General features: G+C 68.4%; 16 protein-coding genes. 10 read left to right on the forward strand and 6 right to left on the reverse strand.

From position 1 onward, the window contains the following. Window positions 1-109 precede the first annotated feature (109 nt). Window positions 110-1,570: a peptide MFS transporter gene (locus ACFWIW_RS28380; RefSeq protein WP_378371290.1), complete on the forward strand. Its 1,461-nt coding sequence runs from the start codon at window positions 110-112 to the stop codon at window positions 1,568-1,570. A 235-nt stretch (window positions 1,571-1,805) separates the two neighbouring features. Here ACFWIW_RS28380 and ACFWIW_RS28385 read toward each other — a convergent pair whose 3' ends face one another. Continuing rightward, on the reverse strand, window positions 1,806-2,525 hold the full coding sequence (locus ACFWIW_RS28385) for a VIT family protein (protein ID WP_378371291.1): 720 nt from the start codon (window positions 2,523-2,525) through the stop codon (window positions 1,806-1,808). A 112-nt stretch (window positions 2,526-2,637) separates the two neighbouring features. Between ACFWIW_RS28385 and ACFWIW_RS28390 the strand changes: the two genes are divergently transcribed. Both ACFWIW_RS28390 and ACFWIW_RS28395 read left to right on the forward strand, forming a co-directional pair. Next, the gene (locus ACFWIW_RS28390) at window positions 2,638-3,090 is read left to right on the forward strand and encodes an AAA family ATPase (protein WP_378371292.1); all 453 of its coding nucleotides are present in this window, start codon (window positions 2,638-2,640) and stop codon (window positions 3,088-3,090) included. A gap of 3 nt (window positions 3,091-3,093) precedes the next feature. Then, window positions 3,094-3,870 carry a tRNA(His) guanylyltransferase Thg1 family protein gene (locus tag ACFWIW_RS28395; protein WP_378371293.1) on the forward strand — a complete coding sequence of 259 codons (777 nt, stop codon included), beginning with the start codon at window positions 3,094-3,096 and terminating at the stop codon, window positions 3,868-3,870. Here the strand turns inward: ACFWIW_RS28395 and ACFWIW_RS28400 are convergent. Continuing rightward, complete coding sequence (locus ACFWIW_RS28400) at window positions 3,834-4,514, reverse strand: DUF2848 domain-containing protein (RefSeq protein WP_378371294.1); 681 nt, start codon at window positions 4,512-4,514, stop codon at window positions 3,834-3,836. The two genes, ACFWIW_RS28395 and ACFWIW_RS28400, sit on opposite strands and share 37 nt — an antisense overlap. A gap of 107 nt (window positions 4,515-4,621) precedes the next feature. Between ACFWIW_RS28400 and ACFWIW_RS28405 the strand changes: the two genes are divergently transcribed. Continuing rightward, window positions 4,622-5,926 carry an MFS transporter gene (locus ACFWIW_RS28405; RefSeq protein WP_378371295.1) on the forward strand — a complete coding sequence of 435 codons (1,305 nt, stop codon included), beginning with the start codon at window positions 4,622-4,624 and terminating at the stop codon, window positions 5,924-5,926. Then, on the forward strand, window positions 5,923-6,258 hold the full coding sequence (locus ACFWIW_RS28410) for a cupin domain-containing protein (RefSeq protein ID WP_378371296.1): 336 nt from the start codon (window positions 5,923-5,925) through the stop codon (window positions 6,256-6,258). The genes ACFWIW_RS28405 and ACFWIW_RS28410 overlap by 4 nt, the downstream gene beginning before the upstream one ends. A gap of 54 nt (window positions 6,259-6,312) precedes the next feature. Here the strand turns inward: ACFWIW_RS28410 and ACFWIW_RS28415 are convergent, their stop codons facing one another. The 3 genes from ACFWIW_RS28415 to ACFWIW_RS28425 form a co-directional block, all read right to left on the reverse strand. Continuing rightward, window positions 6,313-6,798 (reverse strand): DUF6319 family protein, encoded by a 486-nt coding sequence (locus ACFWIW_RS28415; RefSeq protein ID WP_034314760.1) that lies wholly within the window; start codon window positions 6,796-6,798, stop codon window positions 6,313-6,315. A 157-nt stretch (window positions 6,799-6,955) separates the two neighbouring features. Further along, window positions 6,956-8,926, reverse strand: coding sequence for an acetate--CoA ligase (gene acs / locus ACFWIW_RS28420; RefSeq protein ID WP_378371297.1), 1,971 nt, complete (start codon window positions 8,924-8,926; stop codon window positions 6,956-6,958). Window positions 8,927-9,026: 100 nt separating this feature from the next. Further along, entirely contained in the window at window positions 9,027-9,605 is a 579-nt protein-coding gene (locus ACFWIW_RS28425; RefSeq protein ID WP_378371298.1) for a GNAT family N-acetyltransferase, read from the reverse strand. 115 nt (window positions 9,606-9,720) lie between these two features. Between ACFWIW_RS28425 and ACFWIW_RS28430 the strand changes: the two genes are divergently transcribed. From ACFWIW_RS28430 to ACFWIW_RS28450, 5 genes are all read left to right on the forward strand, one after another. Next, on the forward strand, window positions 9,721-10,218 hold the full coding sequence (locus tag ACFWIW_RS28430; protein WP_072029625.1) for a phosphoribosyltransferase: 498 nt from the start codon (window positions 9,721-9,723) through the stop codon (window positions 10,216-10,218). After that, on the forward strand, window positions 10,215-10,946 hold the full coding sequence (locus ACFWIW_RS28435) for an oxidoreductase (protein ID WP_378371299.1): 732 nt from the start codon (window positions 10,215-10,217) through the stop codon (window positions 10,944-10,946). The genes ACFWIW_RS28430 and ACFWIW_RS28435 overlap by 4 nt, the downstream gene beginning before the upstream one ends. Window positions 10,947-11,096: 150 nt before the next feature. Continuing rightward, a complete protein-coding gene (locus ACFWIW_RS28440; RefSeq protein WP_378371300.1) occupies window positions 11,097-11,855 on the forward strand; it encodes a 3-hydroxybutyrate dehydrogenase in 759 nt (252 codons plus the stop codon). A gap of 23 nt (window positions 11,856-11,878) precedes the next feature. Then, window positions 11,879-13,195, forward strand: a complete 1,317-nt coding sequence (locus tag ACFWIW_RS28445; protein ID WP_378371301.1) for an MFS transporter — start codon at window positions 11,879-11,881, stop codon at window positions 13,193-13,195. Further along, window positions 13,192-15,027, forward strand: coding sequence for a helix-turn-helix domain-containing protein (locus tag ACFWIW_RS28450; RefSeq protein ID WP_378371302.1), 1,836 nt, complete (start codon window positions 13,192-13,194; stop codon window positions 15,025-15,027). The genes ACFWIW_RS28445 and ACFWIW_RS28450 overlap by 4 nt, the downstream gene beginning before the upstream one ends. Here the strand turns inward: ACFWIW_RS28450 and ACFWIW_RS28455 are convergent. Next, complete coding sequence (locus ACFWIW_RS28455; RefSeq protein ID WP_378371303.1) at window positions 15,005-15,589, reverse strand: nitroreductase family protein; 585 nt, start codon at window positions 15,587-15,589, stop codon at window positions 15,005-15,007. The genes ACFWIW_RS28450 and ACFWIW_RS28455 overlap by 23 nt on opposite strands. Window position 15,590 lies beyond the last annotated feature (1 nt).

Raw genomic sequence — 15,590 nt, forward strand, 5'->3', positions numbered from 1 at the left:
GTTCATGACGGTGACCACAAGATCCATGCGGACGTCGGTGTCCCGTCCACATGGTGGGCTTCTAGCATGTCAACTGAAAACCGACAACGATGTCTTCGATAAGGACGGCATGGTGAGTACCTCTACCGAGGTCCAGCAAGACACGAGGTTCTTCGGGCACCCACGAGGGCTGGCGAACCTCTTCGGCGTCGAGATGTGGGAGCGTTTCTCGTACTACGGGATGCTCGGAATCCTCCCCATCTACCTCTACTACGAAGTCAGTCAGGGCGGCCTCGCGCTGCCGAAGGCCTCCGCGCTCGGCATCGTCGGCGCGTACGGCGGCATGGTCTACCTGTCGGCGGTGATCGGCGCCTGGGTCGCGGACCGCGTGCTCGGCTCCGAACGGACGCTGTTCTACAGCGCGATCCTGATCATGATCGGGCACATCAGCCTCGCCGTGCTGCCGGGGCTGGCGGGTATCGGCGTCGGTCTCGTCTGCGTGGCCGTCGGCAGTGGCGGGCTGAAGTCCAACGCCACGGCCATCGTCGGGACGCTGTACGCGCCGGGTGACGAACGCCGCGACGGCGGTTTCACCATCTTCTACATGGGCGTGAACATCGGCGGTTTCGTCGGGCCGCTGCTCACCGGGCTCGCGCAGAGCGAGATCGGCTTCCACGTCGGCTTCGGGCTCGCCGCCTTCGGGATGGCGCTCGGCCTGATCCAGTACACGATCGGCCGGAAGAACCTCGGCGAGAAGGCGAGCGAGGTCCCCAACCCGCTGCCCGCGTCGCAGCGGCCGCTGGTCTTCGGCGGCACCGCGGTGGGTGTCGCGGCGATCGTGCTGCTCGTGGTGTTCGGCGTGATCAACCCGGCCAACCTCGTCGACGTCGTCGTCTGGGCCGTCGCGGTCATCTCGGTGATCTACTTCGTGGTGATCCTCGGCAGCAAGAAGATCACCTCCGACGAACGCAGCCGGGTGTACTCGTTCATCCCGATGTTCATCGCGAGCGCCGCGTTCTTCTCGCTGTACCAGCAGCAGTTCACCGTGGTCGCGGCCTACACCGACGAGCGGCTGAACCGGACGATCTTCGGCTGGGAGATGCCGGTCGCGTGGGTCAACTCGATCAACCCGGTGTTCATCATCCTGTTCGCGCCGGTGATCGCCGCGATCTGGACGAAACTCGGCTCGCGGCAGCCGTCCTCGCCGATCAAGTTCGTGCTCGGCACGGTCACCATGGGCGTGGCGTTCCTGCTGTTCCTCCCGATGGTCGGCAGCGGCAAGAACGCGAGCCCGCTGCTCGCGCTGGCAGGCATCCTGTTCGTGTTCACCATGGCGGAACTGATGCTCTCGCCGGTCGGCCTCTCGCTGTCGACCAAGCTCGCGCCGGAGGCGTTCCGGACGCAGATGGTGGCGCTGAACTTCCTGTCGATCTCGCTCGGTACGGCGATGTCCGGGAAGCTCGCCGAGTACTACACGGTCGAAGACGAAGCGCCGTACTTCAGCATCGTCGGCGGTGTGGCCATCGTGGTCGGCGTGGCGCTCCTGGTGGCGACGCCGATGATCCGCAAGCTGATGAAGGGCGTTCACTGACGTTCTTCTTCCCGCGCTGACGAGCGACCCTCGGAGGTGCTGAAAGGGCCCTTCACCGCATAGGAAGCGGTGAAGGGCCCTTTCGCCGCATTCGACGTGGTTCATGATCCGACGCTTCGCGTGACCAGACGGACGACACGCGTGATCAGGCGGACGACACGCGTGATCAGACGGACGACACGCGTGGCGTCCGTTGAATCACGGGTGCCGTCCCTCTGATCACGAGAAACGGCACCTAGCCGACGGTGGTGCCGAACAGCACGCCGACGTAGTAGGTCACCAGCATCGTCAGCGCGCCGACGCCGACGTTCCGCGCGATCGCGCGGCCGGCCCGGGCGTCGCCGAGTTTCGCGCTGATGAACCCGGTCAGCGCCAGCCCGACCACCACGGCCGCCGCGCACGCCCAGACGCGCGCCGAGGTCGACGTCCACACGATCGACAGCAACGGCAGCAAAGCGCCGACGGTGAACGCCACCAGCGAGGCCCACGCCGCCTGCCACGGACTGGTCAGATTGTCCGGATCGATGCCGAGTTCGGCCTCGGCGTGCGCCTGCAGCGCGTCCTTCGCGGTCAATTCGCGGGCGACCTCGGCGGCGAGTTCCGGCGAAAGGCCTTTGTCCTCGTAGATCTCCGCGAGTTCCCGTTCTTCGGCTTCCGGCATCTCTTTCAGTTCACGCTTTTCCAGCCGCAACTGTGCGCGTTCGGTGTCGCGCTGCGTGCTCACGGAGACGTATTCGCCGCCCGCCATCGAAAGCGCGCCCGCGACGAGCCCCGCGATTCCCGCGGTGGCGATCGTGGTGGAGTCGGTGGTCGCGCCCGCGACACCGACCACGATGCCCGCCACCGACACGATCCCGTCGTTCGCGCCGAGTACCCCGGCGCGCAACCAGTTCAGTTTGCCGCCCAGATCCGCGTGCGGTTCGTGGGGATGTCCGGTCGATACCGTCTCGGTCACCGTTTCAGTGAAACACGGAAAACGGCGCGATGCGAGCGGAAAGCGTTTCGGTCAATTGAGGCAATCCTTATTCATTATTGCCTTACCTAAGTCGTCGGATAGATTGCCGGACATGGCCGAGGTGGTGATCCTGATCGGGTTGCAGGCGTCCGGGAAGTCGACGTTCTTCCGGCGGACGTTCGCGGGAACGCACGTCCACCTCAGCAAGGACCACTTCCCGAACGCCAAGCGACGGCAAGAACGCCAGCTGCGGATGCTCACCGAGGCGCTCGAAGAAGGCCGTTCGGTGGTCGTGGACAACACCAACCCGTCGCCGGAGGAGTGGACGCCGCTGATCGAGGTCGCGAGACGGCACGGCGCGCGTGTCTCCGGGTACTGGTTCCCGCCGGATCTCGAAGGCTCCCAAGAGCGCAACGCGCGGCGGAGCGCCAAAACCCGGGTGCCCGACGTCGGTCTGTATGCGACTCTCAAGCGGCTACGGCGCCCGAGCGCCGAAGATGGTTTCGACGAGCTGTACACCGTCGGTTTCGACGGCGAAGGCGGTTTCGTCGTGGAGCGGGGGTGAACCATGGACGCGAGTGATTTCGAGGCGCGGCAACGGGAACGCGAGTGGTTCCACGGGCTGACCGTGCCGCCGGGGGCGTGGACGGTGCTCCGCGTCGACGGCCGGGGTTTCTCCAAGTTCACCGAAGCACGCTTCGAGAAACCGTTCGATCCCCGGTTCGCCGACTGCATGGCCGAGGCGGCGAGCGCGTTGATGGCGGAGTTCGCTTCGCCTTACGTCTACACGGAAAGCGACGAGATCTCCCTTGTGCTCCCGCCCGCCGCCGACCTGTTCGGCCGGGGCGTGGAGAAGCTCGTGTCGATCTCCGCCGGGGTCGCGTCGGCCGCGTTCACCCACGCGGCCGGGGTGCCTGCGCACTTCGACGGCCGGGTCTGGCTCGGCACGACGACGGACGACGTCGTCGACCACCTCTCCTGGCGTCAGGCGGACGCGGCCCGCTGTGCGCTCAACGGCTGGTGCTACTGGATCCTGCGCAAGGCGGGGAAATCGGCGAGTGAGGCCGGAGCGGCTCTCGAAGGCGCTGGCGTCTCCGAGAAGAACGAACTGCTCTTCGCGCACGGCGTCAATTTCGCCGAAGTCCCCGCCTGGCAGCGCCGCGGCGTCGGGCTGTACTGGGAGTCCTACGAGCGCACCGGTTTCGACCCGGTACGAGAGGTCGAGGTCTCCGCGACCCGCCGCCGCGTTCGCGTCGACCGCGAGTTGCCGATGAAGGGCGAATACCGCGCCTTCCTAAACGAGCTGCTTCAGCCGATCGGTTCGGGCAGCCGCCGCACCGAATAGGCGAGTTCGATCGTCTCGCCGGTCGCCGGGTCACCCAGTTCCACGCGCCAGGAGCCGGCGAACTGGTCGACGCCGTGCACCATCGGGATGGTGCCGGAGATCAGCACGGTGCCCGGGGCGTAGAGGTCACGCTCGCGCAGCACGTCCAGCCAGTACGACGGCGGCAGCAGTTCCGCGAGTTTCCCTTGCTGAATCAGGGTTTCCCCGGCCCAGGCGGAAAGCGTGAGGTCGTCGAGCCGGTCCTGCACGTCGACGAGCCGCCAAGCCTTGGCGGCGAGGACGTCGGGGCCGGCGTTCTTGCTCCACGCGACGCCGTGCGCTTCGAGCGCGCGGTCGGTGTGGTCGCAGGCGGCGGTCAGGAGGACGTCCTCGGGCTCGGGGCCGGTGATGACGATGGCCCATTCCGCCTCGCCGGAGGTCCGCTCGTGCTGCACCGGGACCTCGTCGGTCTGGCTCGCCAGGTACGGCGCGACCGGGTAGAGCGCCGGGATCACCGAAGGCGCGGGGACGCCGAGTTCGGCCAGTTCGGCCACGTGGGCGGCGACGTCCTCCTGGCTGCGACCGGCGTATCCGGCGTTCAGCAGCGTGTGGACCTCGGTCCGCCGCTCCTGGCCGTCGGGAAGGGTGAAACGCAGCTCAGGCATCTGTCCTCCGAGATTGGGGGTTGCGCATACAGCTTGTATACAAGGAGTATATCCGCAATTCAACCCCTCCCGGCGGGGTTGCGGACCTCCTACGGACGGATGTGGACATGACCTCACCAGCCGGTGACCGGCGTTCGTTGCACAAGGCCTTCGCGGCCAGCCTCTCGGGGACAGCGCTCGAGTGGTACGACTTCGCGGCCTACTCGGTGGCGGCCGCGACGATCTTCGGGCATCTCTTCTTCCCCTCCGAAGACCAGCTCGCGAGCACGATGGCGGCGTTCTCCACCTACGCCGTCGGCTACCTCGCGCGGCCGCTCGGCGGGTTCCTCTTCGGCCGCCTCGGCGACGTGCTCGGCCGCAAGCGCATCCTGGTCATGACGCTCGTGCTCACGGGCGTGGCGACGTTCCTCATCGGTGTCCTGCCGACCTACGAGACCATCGGCGGTTTCGCGGCGGTACTGCTCGTGGCGCTGCGGTTCGCGCAGGGTGTCGGCATCGGCGGCGAATGGGGTGGCGCCGTCCTGCTGTCGAGTGAGTTCGGCGATCCCGGCAAACGGGGCTTCTGGGCCTCGGCCGCGCAGATCGGCCCGCCCGCGGGCAACCTGCTCGCCAACGGTGTCCTCGCCGTGCTGGCCGCGCTGCTCACCGAAGACCAGTTCAACAGCTGGGGCTGGAGGATCGCGTTCCTGCTGTCCGGCGCGCTCGTCGGATTCGGTCTCTGGATCAGGCTCAAGCTGGAGGAGACGCCGGTCTTCAAGCAGATCCAGGAGCGTGGCGAACGCTCGTCGGCGCCGATCTCCGAGGTCTTCCGCACCGAACGCCGCGCGCTCGTCGCGGCCGTCCTGATCCGTGTCTGCCCGGACGTGCTCTACGCGCTGTTCACCGTCTTCGTCCTCACCTACGTCACCACGCACACCGGCCTTTCGCGTGGTGCCGGGCTGGCCGCGGTGATGATCGGTTCCGCGTTCCAGCTGATCCTGATGCCGCTGTTCGGCGCGCTTTCGGACCGGGTCTCCCGGCGCAGGATGTACCTGTTCGCGACGATCGCCGCCGGGATCTGGCCGTTCGTGTTCTTCCCGATGGTCAGCGGCGGCTCGTTCGCGATGCTGGCGATCGGCATCGTGCTCGCGCTGGTCATCCACGCCGCGCTCTACGGCCCGCAGGCCGCGCTCGTCACCGAGCAGTTCTCGCCGCGCCTGCGCTACACCGGCAGCTCGCTGGCGTACACGCTCGCCGGCGTGATCGGCGGGGCGCCCGCGCCGCTGCTGTTCACCGCGCTGCTGGCCGGTTTCGACACCTGGCTGGCGATCGGGGGCTACTTGCTCGTGACCGCGGTGGTGACCATCATCGGTGTCGTGCTCGCCCGTGACCCGGACCGCGAGGAGGCGGCTGCCATGGATCCCGTGCGATGACCTGGACTTCGATGTCCACTGTGGAGGGTCTGCCGCTGATCGGCGGACAGGGCCGGTTCCGCACGCTCGCGACGGCGGAAGGCGGTCTGGCGTACGAGATCCACTATCCGGCGGGCGTCGCTTCTCCCGTGCACCGCCACGATCACGACAGCATCGTGTACCTGGTTTCGGGTTCGCTGCGCGGCACCCTCGACGGCCGGGAAGTGACACTCGAAGCGGGCGGCACGATCGTCCATCCGCGTGGCGTCCCGCACAGCGTCGAGGCCATTGTGGACAGTCAGTGGGTCGAGTTCAAAACGCCGCTGCCCTCGCGGCCGCCGATCGCGGAATGAAGAAACCGGGGCGGACACTGATATCCAGCGTCCGCCCCGGTCGGGAGGAAAGTCTCAGGCGTCCAGCTCGGCCAGCGCCAGCTTCGCCTTCTCCAGCTCGGCTTCGAGCTGGGCCACCTTCGCGGCCTGCAGCTCGCGGGCGGCGTTGATGACCTCGTCGATCGGGCCCGACAGGTCCGCGTGCAGCTCCTTGGCGGCGCGGGACACGGCGGCGGCCGGGATCTCCAGGCCCTTCGTGACCCACTTGCTGCCGTTCTTGAGCTCGGCCTGCCACTCGCCGTCGGCGGTGCCGGTGACCGTGAGGGTCAGCTCGACGGTGCGGGTCTTCTTCGCCGTCGTGGCGACCTTCGGACGGCCACGCTTGGGCTTGGGGGACTCCACCGCGTTTTCGTCGGTGGGGGTCTCCGGGGTTTCCGGAGTCTCGGTCTTCGCCTCGGCCGGGGCTTCGGCCGTCTCCGCCTGCGGCGTCGAGTCGACGGGCGCTTCGGTAGCCGCTTCTTCGGACACGGCGTCAGTGCGTGTCAAGGCATCCACGGTCATCGTCGGTGTCGTCTCCTTGCCCGGGTATGGGGTGGTACCCGGCACATCCTAGAACAGGCGTTCGAGTAGAGCGAACCGGGGTGTGGTAGGCGTGTCGGATGCGATGAACGGGCCGTTCCTCGCGAGGAACGGCCCGTTCATGGCGCTTGAGGTGGGATTACTCCTCGGACTTGCCGGACTTCAGGCCCGAAGAGATCAGGTCCATCACCGACGAGTCGGCCAGCGTGGTCACGTCGCCGACCTGGCGGTTCTCGGCGACGTCGCGCAGCAGGCGGCGCATGATCTTGCCGGACCGCGTCTTCGGCAGCTCCTGCACGACCAGGATCTGCCGCGGCTTCGCGATCGGCCCGATCTCCTTGGCGACGTGGTTGCGCAGTTCCTGGACGGCCGCGTCCCCGCCGTCGACCGCGTTGCCGCGCAGGATGACGAACGCGACGATGCCCTGCCCGGTGGTCGGGTCGGTCGCGCCGACGACGGCGGCCTCGGCGACCGTCGGGTGCGAGACCAGCGCCGACTCGACCTCGGTGGTCGAGATGCGGTGCCCGGACACGTTCATCACGTCGTCGACCCGGCCAAGCAGCCAGACGTCGCCGTCGGCGTCGTACTTCGCGCCGTCTCCGGCGAAGTAGAAGCCCTGGTCGGCGAAGCGGGACCAGTAGGTCTCACGGAAACGCTGCTCGTCGCCCCAGATGCCGCGCAGCATGCCCGGCCACGGCTTGTCGAGCACCAGGTATCCGCCGCCGCCCTTGCCGACCTCGACGCCCTGGTCGTCGACGACCTTCGCCGAGATGCCCGGCAGCGCCCTCTGCGCCGAGCCCGGCTTCGTGGCGGTGACGCCCGGCAGCGGCGAGATCATGATCGCGCCGGTTTCGGTCTGCCACCAGGTGTCGACGATCGGCGCCGAGTTCGCGCCGACGTTCTCGCGATACCAGATCCACGCCTCGGGGTTGATCGGCTCGCCGACACTGCCGAGCACGCGCAGCGACGAGAGGTCGTACTTCTGCGGGATCTCGTTGCCCCACTTCATGAACGTGCGGATCAGCGTGGGCGCGGTGTAGTAGATGGAGACCTTGTGCTGCTGCACGATCTCCCAGTGGCGGCCCTCGTGCGGGGTGTTCGGCGTGCCTTCGTAGACGACCTGCGTCGTCCGGTTCGCCAGCGGCCCGTACACGATGTACGTGTGGCCGGTGATCCAGCCGATGTCGGCGGTGCACCAGTAGACGTCTTCGCCGGCCTTGTGGTCGAAGACGTTGTGGTGCGTGTACGCGGCCTGGGTCAGGTAACCGCCGGAGGTGTGCAGGATGCCCTTCGGCTTCCCGGTGGTGCCGGAGGTGTAGAGGATGAAGAGCGGGTGCTCGGAGTCGAACGCCTGCGGCGCGTGCTCCGCGGACTGGCCGTCGACCAGTTCGTGCCACCAGATGTCGCGGCCTTCGGTGATCGGCACCTCTTCGCCGGTGCGGCGGACGACGATGACCTTCTCGACCGATTCGGCGCCTTCGAGCGCTTCGTCGACGTTGGCCTTCATCGGGGCGGCCTTGCCGCGGCGGTACTGGCCGTCGGTGGTGATGACGACCCGCGCCGCCTGGTCGTCCACCCGAGAACGCAGGGCTGTCGGGGAAAAACCACCGAAGACGACACTGTGCAGGACACCGATGCGGGCACACGCGAGCATCGCGACGATCGCTTCGGGCACCATCGGCATCTGGATGGCGACGCGGTCGCCCGCCTCGAGGCCGAGGGACTCGAGGGCGTTGGCCGCGCGGGAAACCTCGTCCTTCAGCTGTGCGTAGGTGATGTCACGGCTGTCGCCGGGCTCGCCGACCCAGTGGATGGCGACCTGGTCGCCGTGCCCCGAATCGACATGGCGGTCCACGCAGTTGTACGCGACGTTGAGCTTGCCGCCCACGAACCACTTCGCGAACGGCGCATTGGTCCAGTCCAGTACCTGCGACCACTTCGTTTCCCAGTGCAGGCGCTCGGCCTGCTTGGCCCAGAACGCTTCCCGGTCGGCGTCGGCTTCGGCGTAGAAGTCGGCGGTGGCATTCGCTTGCGCGCTGAAAGCCTCACTCGGGGGGAAGGTCCTGCTCTCCGTGAGCAAATTGTCCAGCGCCGGCGACTGCTCGGTCATGGTGCGATGCCTCCTGTGATTCGCGTGTCTTCACGCCCGTTGGCACGCTATCGACGTTACGACGCGAAGTAAAAGGTTGCATCGTGGTTGCGCGCGGCATTCACACGCTTGAGGACAAGGCGGTGCGGACCGCCGGCCATTCTGGTCCGGTCAGCGAGTAGACGACGGTGTCGCGGATGGTTCCGTCCGGCCGGACGCGATGCGCGCGCAGCACTCCTTCCCGTTGCGCGCCGAGACGTTCGATCGCCTTCTGCGACTTGAGGTTGCGGATGTCGGTCTCCCACGAGACGCGGTTCGCGCCGAGGTCGTCGAAAGCGTGGCGCAGCAACAGGAGTTTCGACTCGCGGTTGAGTCCGGTCCGCTGCCATTCGGAACCGATCCAGGTGTAGCCGACGGAAACGATCCTGTGGCGCGCGTTCATCGCGTAGAACGACGTCGTGCCCGCGACCTCGCCGGTGCGCGCGTCGATCTGCGCCCAGGCGCGGCGGCCGGGGTCGGCGAGGATGTCTTCGACCATGGCTTCGGCCGCGGCGAGATCCCGCGGCTGCCGGAGGCTGAGCCACGTCCAGATCGCCGGGTCGGAGCCCGCCGCGAACAGGCCCTTGGCGTGGTCGCGGGTGAGGGGTTCGAGGCGGACGCGCTCGCCGGTCAAGGTCGCATGGTCGTTCCAGTCGGTCACGATCATGACGTTACGACCGGCAATGGCCTTACTGGATAGCCAGTTTCGAAGCATTCGAGAAGGCCACTACGGCGTTGCCTATGCTCGCGGGAACGATCGACGAAGGCGAGGCACCATGGCCGAAGAGCGGGAAGAGCTCACCTGGGAGTTGTTCGGGACGGCCAGCAGGGATCTGGCGCAGGCCGTCGCCGACGACGGCTTCGAGCCGGACCTGATCCTGTCGATCGCGCGCGGCGGGCTGTTCGTCGCGGGAGCGCTCGGCTACGCGCTGGACGTCAAGAACCTGCACGTGATGAACGTCGAGTTCTACACCGGCGTCGACCAGCGGCTCGACCTGCCGGTGATGCTGCCGCCGGTGCCGAACGTCGTCGACCTGACGAAGAAGAAGGTGCTCGTCGCCGACGACGTCGCGGACACCGGCGCGACCCTGAAGCTGGTCCGCGACTTCTGCGCCGACCACGTCGCCGAGGTGCGCTGCGCGGTGGTCTACGAGAAGCCGCGCTCCGAGGTCAAATGCGAGTACGTCTGGAAGCACACGGACCGGTGGATCAACTTCCCGTGGTCGGTGCAGGCGCCCGTGGTGCGGCGCGTGGGCCAGGTGCTGGACGCGTGACGGATCCGCTGAAGCCGCTGCTGGATCTCGAAGGGGTCGCCGAGGCCGCGAAATCGGCGCAGGACGCGGTGTTCGCCGTCCACCGGCTGCCCGCCAACCTGCGCGGCGGCGCGGCGACGGCCGCCGAAGCCTCCGTGCGGTCGGCGCGGGCGTCGGCCGGGATCGAGGGCGCCGCGCCCGAACTGCCGGAATCCGGTGAGGTGACCGACCCGGTGCTGGCGGGCGCGCTGCGGGTCGCGGAAGCGCTGGAGGGCATCCTCCCGACGTGGCGGCGTGCGCCGTTGCAGGCGTTGGCGCGCTTGCACGTTCTCGCCGCGTCGGATCTGGTGACGGATCACGACGCGCTGGGGCGGCCGCGGTCGTCCGGCGACGTCGGGCCGCGGCTGGAGATGCTGGCGCAACTGGTCACCGGCGCGACGTCGGTGCCTGGTCCGGTGCTGACCGCCGTCGTGCACGGGGAACTGTTGGCGCTCAAGCCTTTCGGCTCCGCGGACGGGGTCGTCGCGCGGGCGGCGGCGCGGCTTTCGGCGGTGGCGACCGGGCTGGACCCGAAGGCGTTGACGGTGCCGGAGGTCGCGTACTTCCGGCGGGTGCCGAAGTACCTCGAAGCGGCTTCGTCGTTCGCGGACGGAACTCCGGACGGCGTCCGCGCCTGGCTGCTCTTCTCGTGCGAAGCGTTCGAGGCGGGCGCTCGTGAGGCGAAGTCGATCTCCGACGCCGCCGGCTGATCTTCTGGCCTCGTGAGTGGCAAGGACGGTTCTAACCGTCCTTGCCACTCACGAGGCCCAAAGCATGTGGTGACCGCCCATGGGATCTCGCCCAGGTGTAGTGCGTGACCACATGGCTTAAGCGGGCCGGGCGACCTAACGTCGTCGGCCATGAGTGGTGCGTATCACAGCGATCTGGCGGGTAAGTCCGCGCTGGTCACGGGCGCGGCCGGCGGGATCGGCCTGGCCTGCGCCGAAGCGTTGTCGCAGGCCGGGGCCAAGGTCCACCTCGTCGACATCGACGACGCCGTCGAGAAGGCGGCGGCCGGCGTCGACGGCATCGCGCACGTCGTCGACCTCACCGACGCCCAGGCCGTCGAGACCCTCCCGGCCGAGATCGACATCCTCGTCAACAACGCCGGTTTCCAGCACATCGCGCCGATCCACGAGTTCCCGCCGGAGACGTTCACCCGCGTCCAGTCGCTGATGGTCACCGCGCCGTTCCTGCTCATCCGCCGCGCGCTGCCGAGCATGTACGAACGCGGCTGGGGGCGCGTGATCAACATGTCCAGCGTCCACGGCCTCCGCGCGAGCCCGTTCAAATCCGCGTACGTCACCGCGAAGCACGCGCTCGAAGGGCTCTCCAAGGTCACCGCGCTCGAAGGCGCGGAGCACGGCGTGACCAGCAACTGCGTCAACCCGGGCTACGTCCGGACGCCGCTGGTCACCGGCCAGCTCCAGGCGCAGGCCGAGGAACACGGGCTCGAACGCGACGCCGTCATCGAGCAGGTCCTGCTGCGGCGTTCGGCGATCAAACGGCTCATCGAACCGGCGGACGTCGCCGCGTGCGTGCTCTGGCTGTCCGGCGACCACGCCGCCCATGTCACCGGTACCTCGATCCCCCTCGACGGCGGCTGGACCGCCGCGTGAACCCCCAAGAAAGGACATCCCCGGTGACCACGCAGAACCGCGGCTCGATCGCGAAGGTCGTCAGCGCCAGCCTGATCGGCACGACGATCGAGTGGTACGACTTCTTCCTCTACACCTCCGCCGCGGCGCTGGTGTTCGGCAAATTGTTCTTCCCCTCCAACGATCCGCTGACCGGCACGCTGCTCGCGTTCCTCACCTACGCCGTCGGCTTCCTCGCGCGGCCGGTCGGCGGGCTGGTGTTCGGCCATTTCGGCGACCGCGTCGGCCGCAAGAAGCTGCTGGTGCTGAGCCTGCTGCTGATGGGCGGTTCGACCTGCGCGATGGGCATCCTCCCGACGTACGCCTCCGTCGGTGTCCTGGCGCCGATCCTGCTGACGCTGCTGCGGCTCGTGCAGGGTTTCGCGCTCGGCGGCGAATGGGGCGGCGCGGTGCTGATCGTCTCCGAACACGGCGACGACAAGCGGCGCGGTTTCTGGGCGTCCTGGCCGCAATGCGGTGCTCCCGGCGGCAACCTGCTGGCGACGGCGGTCTTGGCGATCCTCGCCGCGACGCAGTCCGACGAGGCCTTCCTCGGCTGGGGCTGGCGGATCCCGTTCCTGCTTTCCGGCGTCCTCGTGGTGATCGGGCTCTGGATCCGGCTCGCGGTCAGTGAATCGCCGGTGTTCCTCGCGGCGCAGAAGAACAACACGACCACGCACGCGCCGGTCGTCGAGGTGTTCCGCAAGAGCTGGCGCGCGGTGCTGATCACGATCGGTTCCCGCATGGCGGAGAACGTCTCGTACTACGTGATCACCGCGTTCATCCTCGTCTACGTCACCACCGGGCTGAGCCTGCCGAAATCCGCCGGGCTCAACGCGGTGCTCATCGGTTCGGCCGTGCACTTCGTGACGATTCCATTGTGGGGCAAGCTTTCCGACCGGATCGGCCGCCGCCCGGTCTATCTGTTCGGCGCGATCGGCATGGCGGTGTGGAGCTTCGTGTTCTTCGCGATGCTCGACACGAAGAACTCCGCCGTCATCATCCTCGCGGCGACCATCGGCCTGGTGCTGCACGGCGCGATGTACGGCCCGCAGGCCGCGTTCTTCTCCGAGCAGTTCCCGACGCGAGTGCGCTACACCGGCCTTTCGGTCGGCGGTCAGCTTTCTTCGATCGCGGCAGGCGCGGTGGCGCCGCTCATCGCGGTGGCGCTGTTCAAGGAGTTCGGCAGCACGGTCCCGGTCTCGCTCTACGTGGTCGCGATGTGCGCGCTGACCGTGATCGCGCTGCTCGCCGCCCGCGAGACCAAGGGCGAATCCCTGCACTCCGAAGTTCTCACGGAGCGCGGTCACGTGTCAGCATGACCGCTGTGGACGGTTCCGCGCAGTTGCGCCGGCTGCTCGAACTGCTCGCCTCCGGGGCGGGCAGCGAGCAGCTGGCGCACGTCCCCGTCGACCCGAAGGCCACCGAGCTGGCGCTGCGGATCCGGGACACCGTCGCCGAGCACCGGCGGCGCGAGGCAGAGCTGGCCGCGTTGTTCGACACGGCCAGCGACCTCGCGCGGCTGGACGATCCGGACGCCGTCCTCCGGTCGATCGTGCGGCGGGCGCGGGCGCTGCTCGGTGTGGACGTCTCGTATCTCAGTCTCAACGACGAGACCGAGGGCAAGACCTACGTGCGGGTCACCGACGGTTCGGTTTCCGCGCTGTTCCAGGACATCGTGCTCGGGATGGGCGAGGGGCTCGGCGGGCTGGTCGCCCAGACCGCGCGGCCGTACGCGACGGCGGATTACTTCAACGACAAGCGGTTCCGCCACACCTCGTCGATCGACACCGGCGTGCTCGACGAGGGGCTGACCGCGATCCTCGGGGTGCCGCTGGCGATCGGCAGCAAGGTCATCGGGGTCCTGTTCGCCTCGGACCGGACCACACGGGAGTTCTCGCCCGAAGAGGTCGCGCTGCTGTCGTCACTGGCCGACCACGCGGCGATCGCGCTGGACAACGCGCATCTGCTCGACGAGACGCGCCGCGCGGTCGCCGAGCTGAACGCCGCGAACGCGACCATCAGCGCGCACAACGACGCGATGCGCCGAGCCGAGGACGCCCACGACCGGCTGATGGATCTCGTGCTGCGCGGCGGCGATCTGGCCGAGGTCGCCGCCGCGGTCGCGGACGTGCTCGGCGGCGCCATCGCCGTCTACGACGCGGACGGCGCGGTCCTCGCCCGGACCGGCGGCGAGCTGAAACTTTCGCGTGCCGCGGTTTCGGCGTCCAGGGCGAGCGGGCGCGCGGTGTCCACTGAGGACGGTTGGCTGTGTGCGGTACAGGCGGGGCAGGAATTCCTCGGCAGTCTGGTGCTCGGCGGCGGGCCGTCGCTCGGCGAGGCCGACCGGCGGCTGTTCGAGCGGGCGGGCGTGGTCACCGCGGTGCTGCTGATGCAACGGCGTTCCGTCGCGCGCGCCGAGGACGAGGTGCGCGGCGAGCTGCTGTCGGACCTGCTCACCGCGCCCGGCCGCAATCCGGCCGCACTGCTGGCGCGCGGTCGCCGATTGGGAGTCGATTTGTCGACATCGCACGCGGTACTGATCGCGCATTCCGACGACGTCTCCCGGCGACGGCTGGCCGCGGCGGCTTCGCGGCACGCGGACCTGGTCGGGGTGCACGCCGACGAGGTGGTCCTTCTGGTTCGTGGCGCGGATCCCGGCGCGCTGGCGCGTTCCGTTGCCGCCGAACTGGCGTCCACAATGGACTGCCCGGTGACGGTGGGCGCGGCGGGTCCGGCGGCGTCACCGAGGGAGCTGGCCGTGGCGCACGCCGAAGCCGCACGTTGTGTCGCGTCGCTGCTCGCGCTGGGCCGGGCGGGGGAAGGCGCGAGCATGGCCGACCTGGGCTTCGTCGGGCTGCTCCTCGGCGAGCACGCCGATCTCGGCGCGTACGTGACCGCCACGATCGGCCCGGTGCTCGACTACGACGAACGTCGCGGCACGGATCTGATCGGCACGCTCCGCGCGTATTTCGCCTGTGGCGGCAACTTGACGCGGGCGAAGGACCTGCTCCACGTGCACGTCAACACGGTCGTGCAGCGGCTGGACCGCATCGCGTCACTGCTGGGCGAGCACTGGCAGGCGCCCGAGCGCGCGCTGGAACTCCAGCTCGCGCTCAGGCTGCACCGCCTCACCAGTGACCGAAACGGATGACGTCGTCGAAGTCGCGGCGGGCGACCGTGGTCGGTGACGATCCCGGCGACGGGCCGGATTCGGCGCCGTGCCCGAGCGCCACGACGCCGATCGGGTCGTGATCCTCCGGCACGCCGAACTCGCCGTGCAGCCGCTCCACGCTTTCCGGCGCGAGACCGAAGAACACCGCGCCGAGACCTTCGTCGACGGCCGTCTGGAGGATCAGCATCGTCGCCATCCCGGTGTCGACGTCCCAGTACGGCACGCGCCACCACGAATCGTCTCGATCGGCGAAACCCTTGTCCGGCTTGGCATAGCGGTCGAGGTACGCGTTCTTGACCGAAAGCGGCACGATCGCGACCGGGGCCGTGGTCACGGTTTCCGGTGCCCAGCTCGCCCCGAACTCCCAGAATTTCGCGAGTTCTTCGCCGGTGAGGACGAGAAATCCTTGCCCCTGTGAGAATCCGGCCGAGGGGCCTTTGAGCGCGTTGCGCAGGATGCGCTGAAGGCTCGCCTCGGCGACGGGCTCGTCGGTGAACTTCCGGACCATGCGACGGCGTCGTACGACGTCCTGGAATTCCATG

Origin of the sequence: Amycolatopsis sp. NPDC058340, assembly GCF_042723975.1 — a bacterium.
GTDB lineage: Bacteria > Actinomycetota > Actinomycetes > Mycobacteriales > Pseudonocardiaceae > Amycolatopsis.

Excerpts from the sequence above, each read along its gene's own strand:
- ACFWIW_RS28380 (WP_378371290.1), top strand. The coding sequence starts at position 110 with ATGGTGAGTACCTCTACCGAGGTCCAGCAAGACACGAGGTTCTTCGGG.
- ACFWIW_RS28390 (WP_378371292.1), top strand. The coding sequence starts at position 2,638 with ATGGCCGAGGTGGTGATCCTGATCGGGTTGCAGGCGTCCGGGAAGTCG.
- ACFWIW_RS28395 (WP_378371293.1), top strand. The coding sequence starts at position 3,094 with ATGGACGCGAGTGATTTCGAGGCGCGGCAACGGGAACGCGAGTGGTTC.
- ACFWIW_RS28400 (WP_378371294.1), bottom strand. The coding sequence starts at position 4,514 with ATGCCTGAGCTGCGTTTCACCCTTCCCGACGGCCAGGAGCGGCGGACC.
- ACFWIW_RS28405 (WP_378371295.1), top strand. The coding sequence starts at position 4,622 with ATGACCTCACCAGCCGGTGACCGGCGTTCGTTGCACAAGGCCTTCGCG.
- ACFWIW_RS28410 (WP_378371296.1), top strand. The coding sequence starts at position 5,923 with ATGACCTGGACTTCGATGTCCACTGTGGAGGGTCTGCCGCTGATCGGC.
- ACFWIW_RS28415 (WP_034314760.1), bottom strand. The coding sequence starts at position 6,798 with ATGACCGTGGATGCCTTGACACGCACTGACGCCGTGTCCGAAGAAGCG.
- acs (WP_378371297.1), bottom strand. The coding sequence starts at position 8,926 with ATGACCGAGCAGTCGCCGGCGCTGGACAATTTGCTCACGGAGAGCAGG.
- ACFWIW_RS28430 (WP_072029625.1), top strand. The coding sequence starts at position 9,721 with ATGGCCGAAGAGCGGGAAGAGCTCACCTGGGAGTTGTTCGGGACGGCC.
- ACFWIW_RS28440 (WP_378371300.1), top strand. The coding sequence starts at position 11,097 with ATGAGTGGTGCGTATCACAGCGATCTGGCGGGTAAGTCCGCGCTGGTC.
- ACFWIW_RS28450 (WP_378371302.1), top strand. The coding sequence starts at position 13,192 with ATGACCGCTGTGGACGGTTCCGCGCAGTTGCGCCGGCTGCTCGAACTG.
- ACFWIW_RS28455 (WP_378371303.1), bottom strand. The coding sequence starts at position 15,589 with ATGGAATTCCAGGACGTCGTACGACGCCGTCGCATGGTCCGGAAGTTC.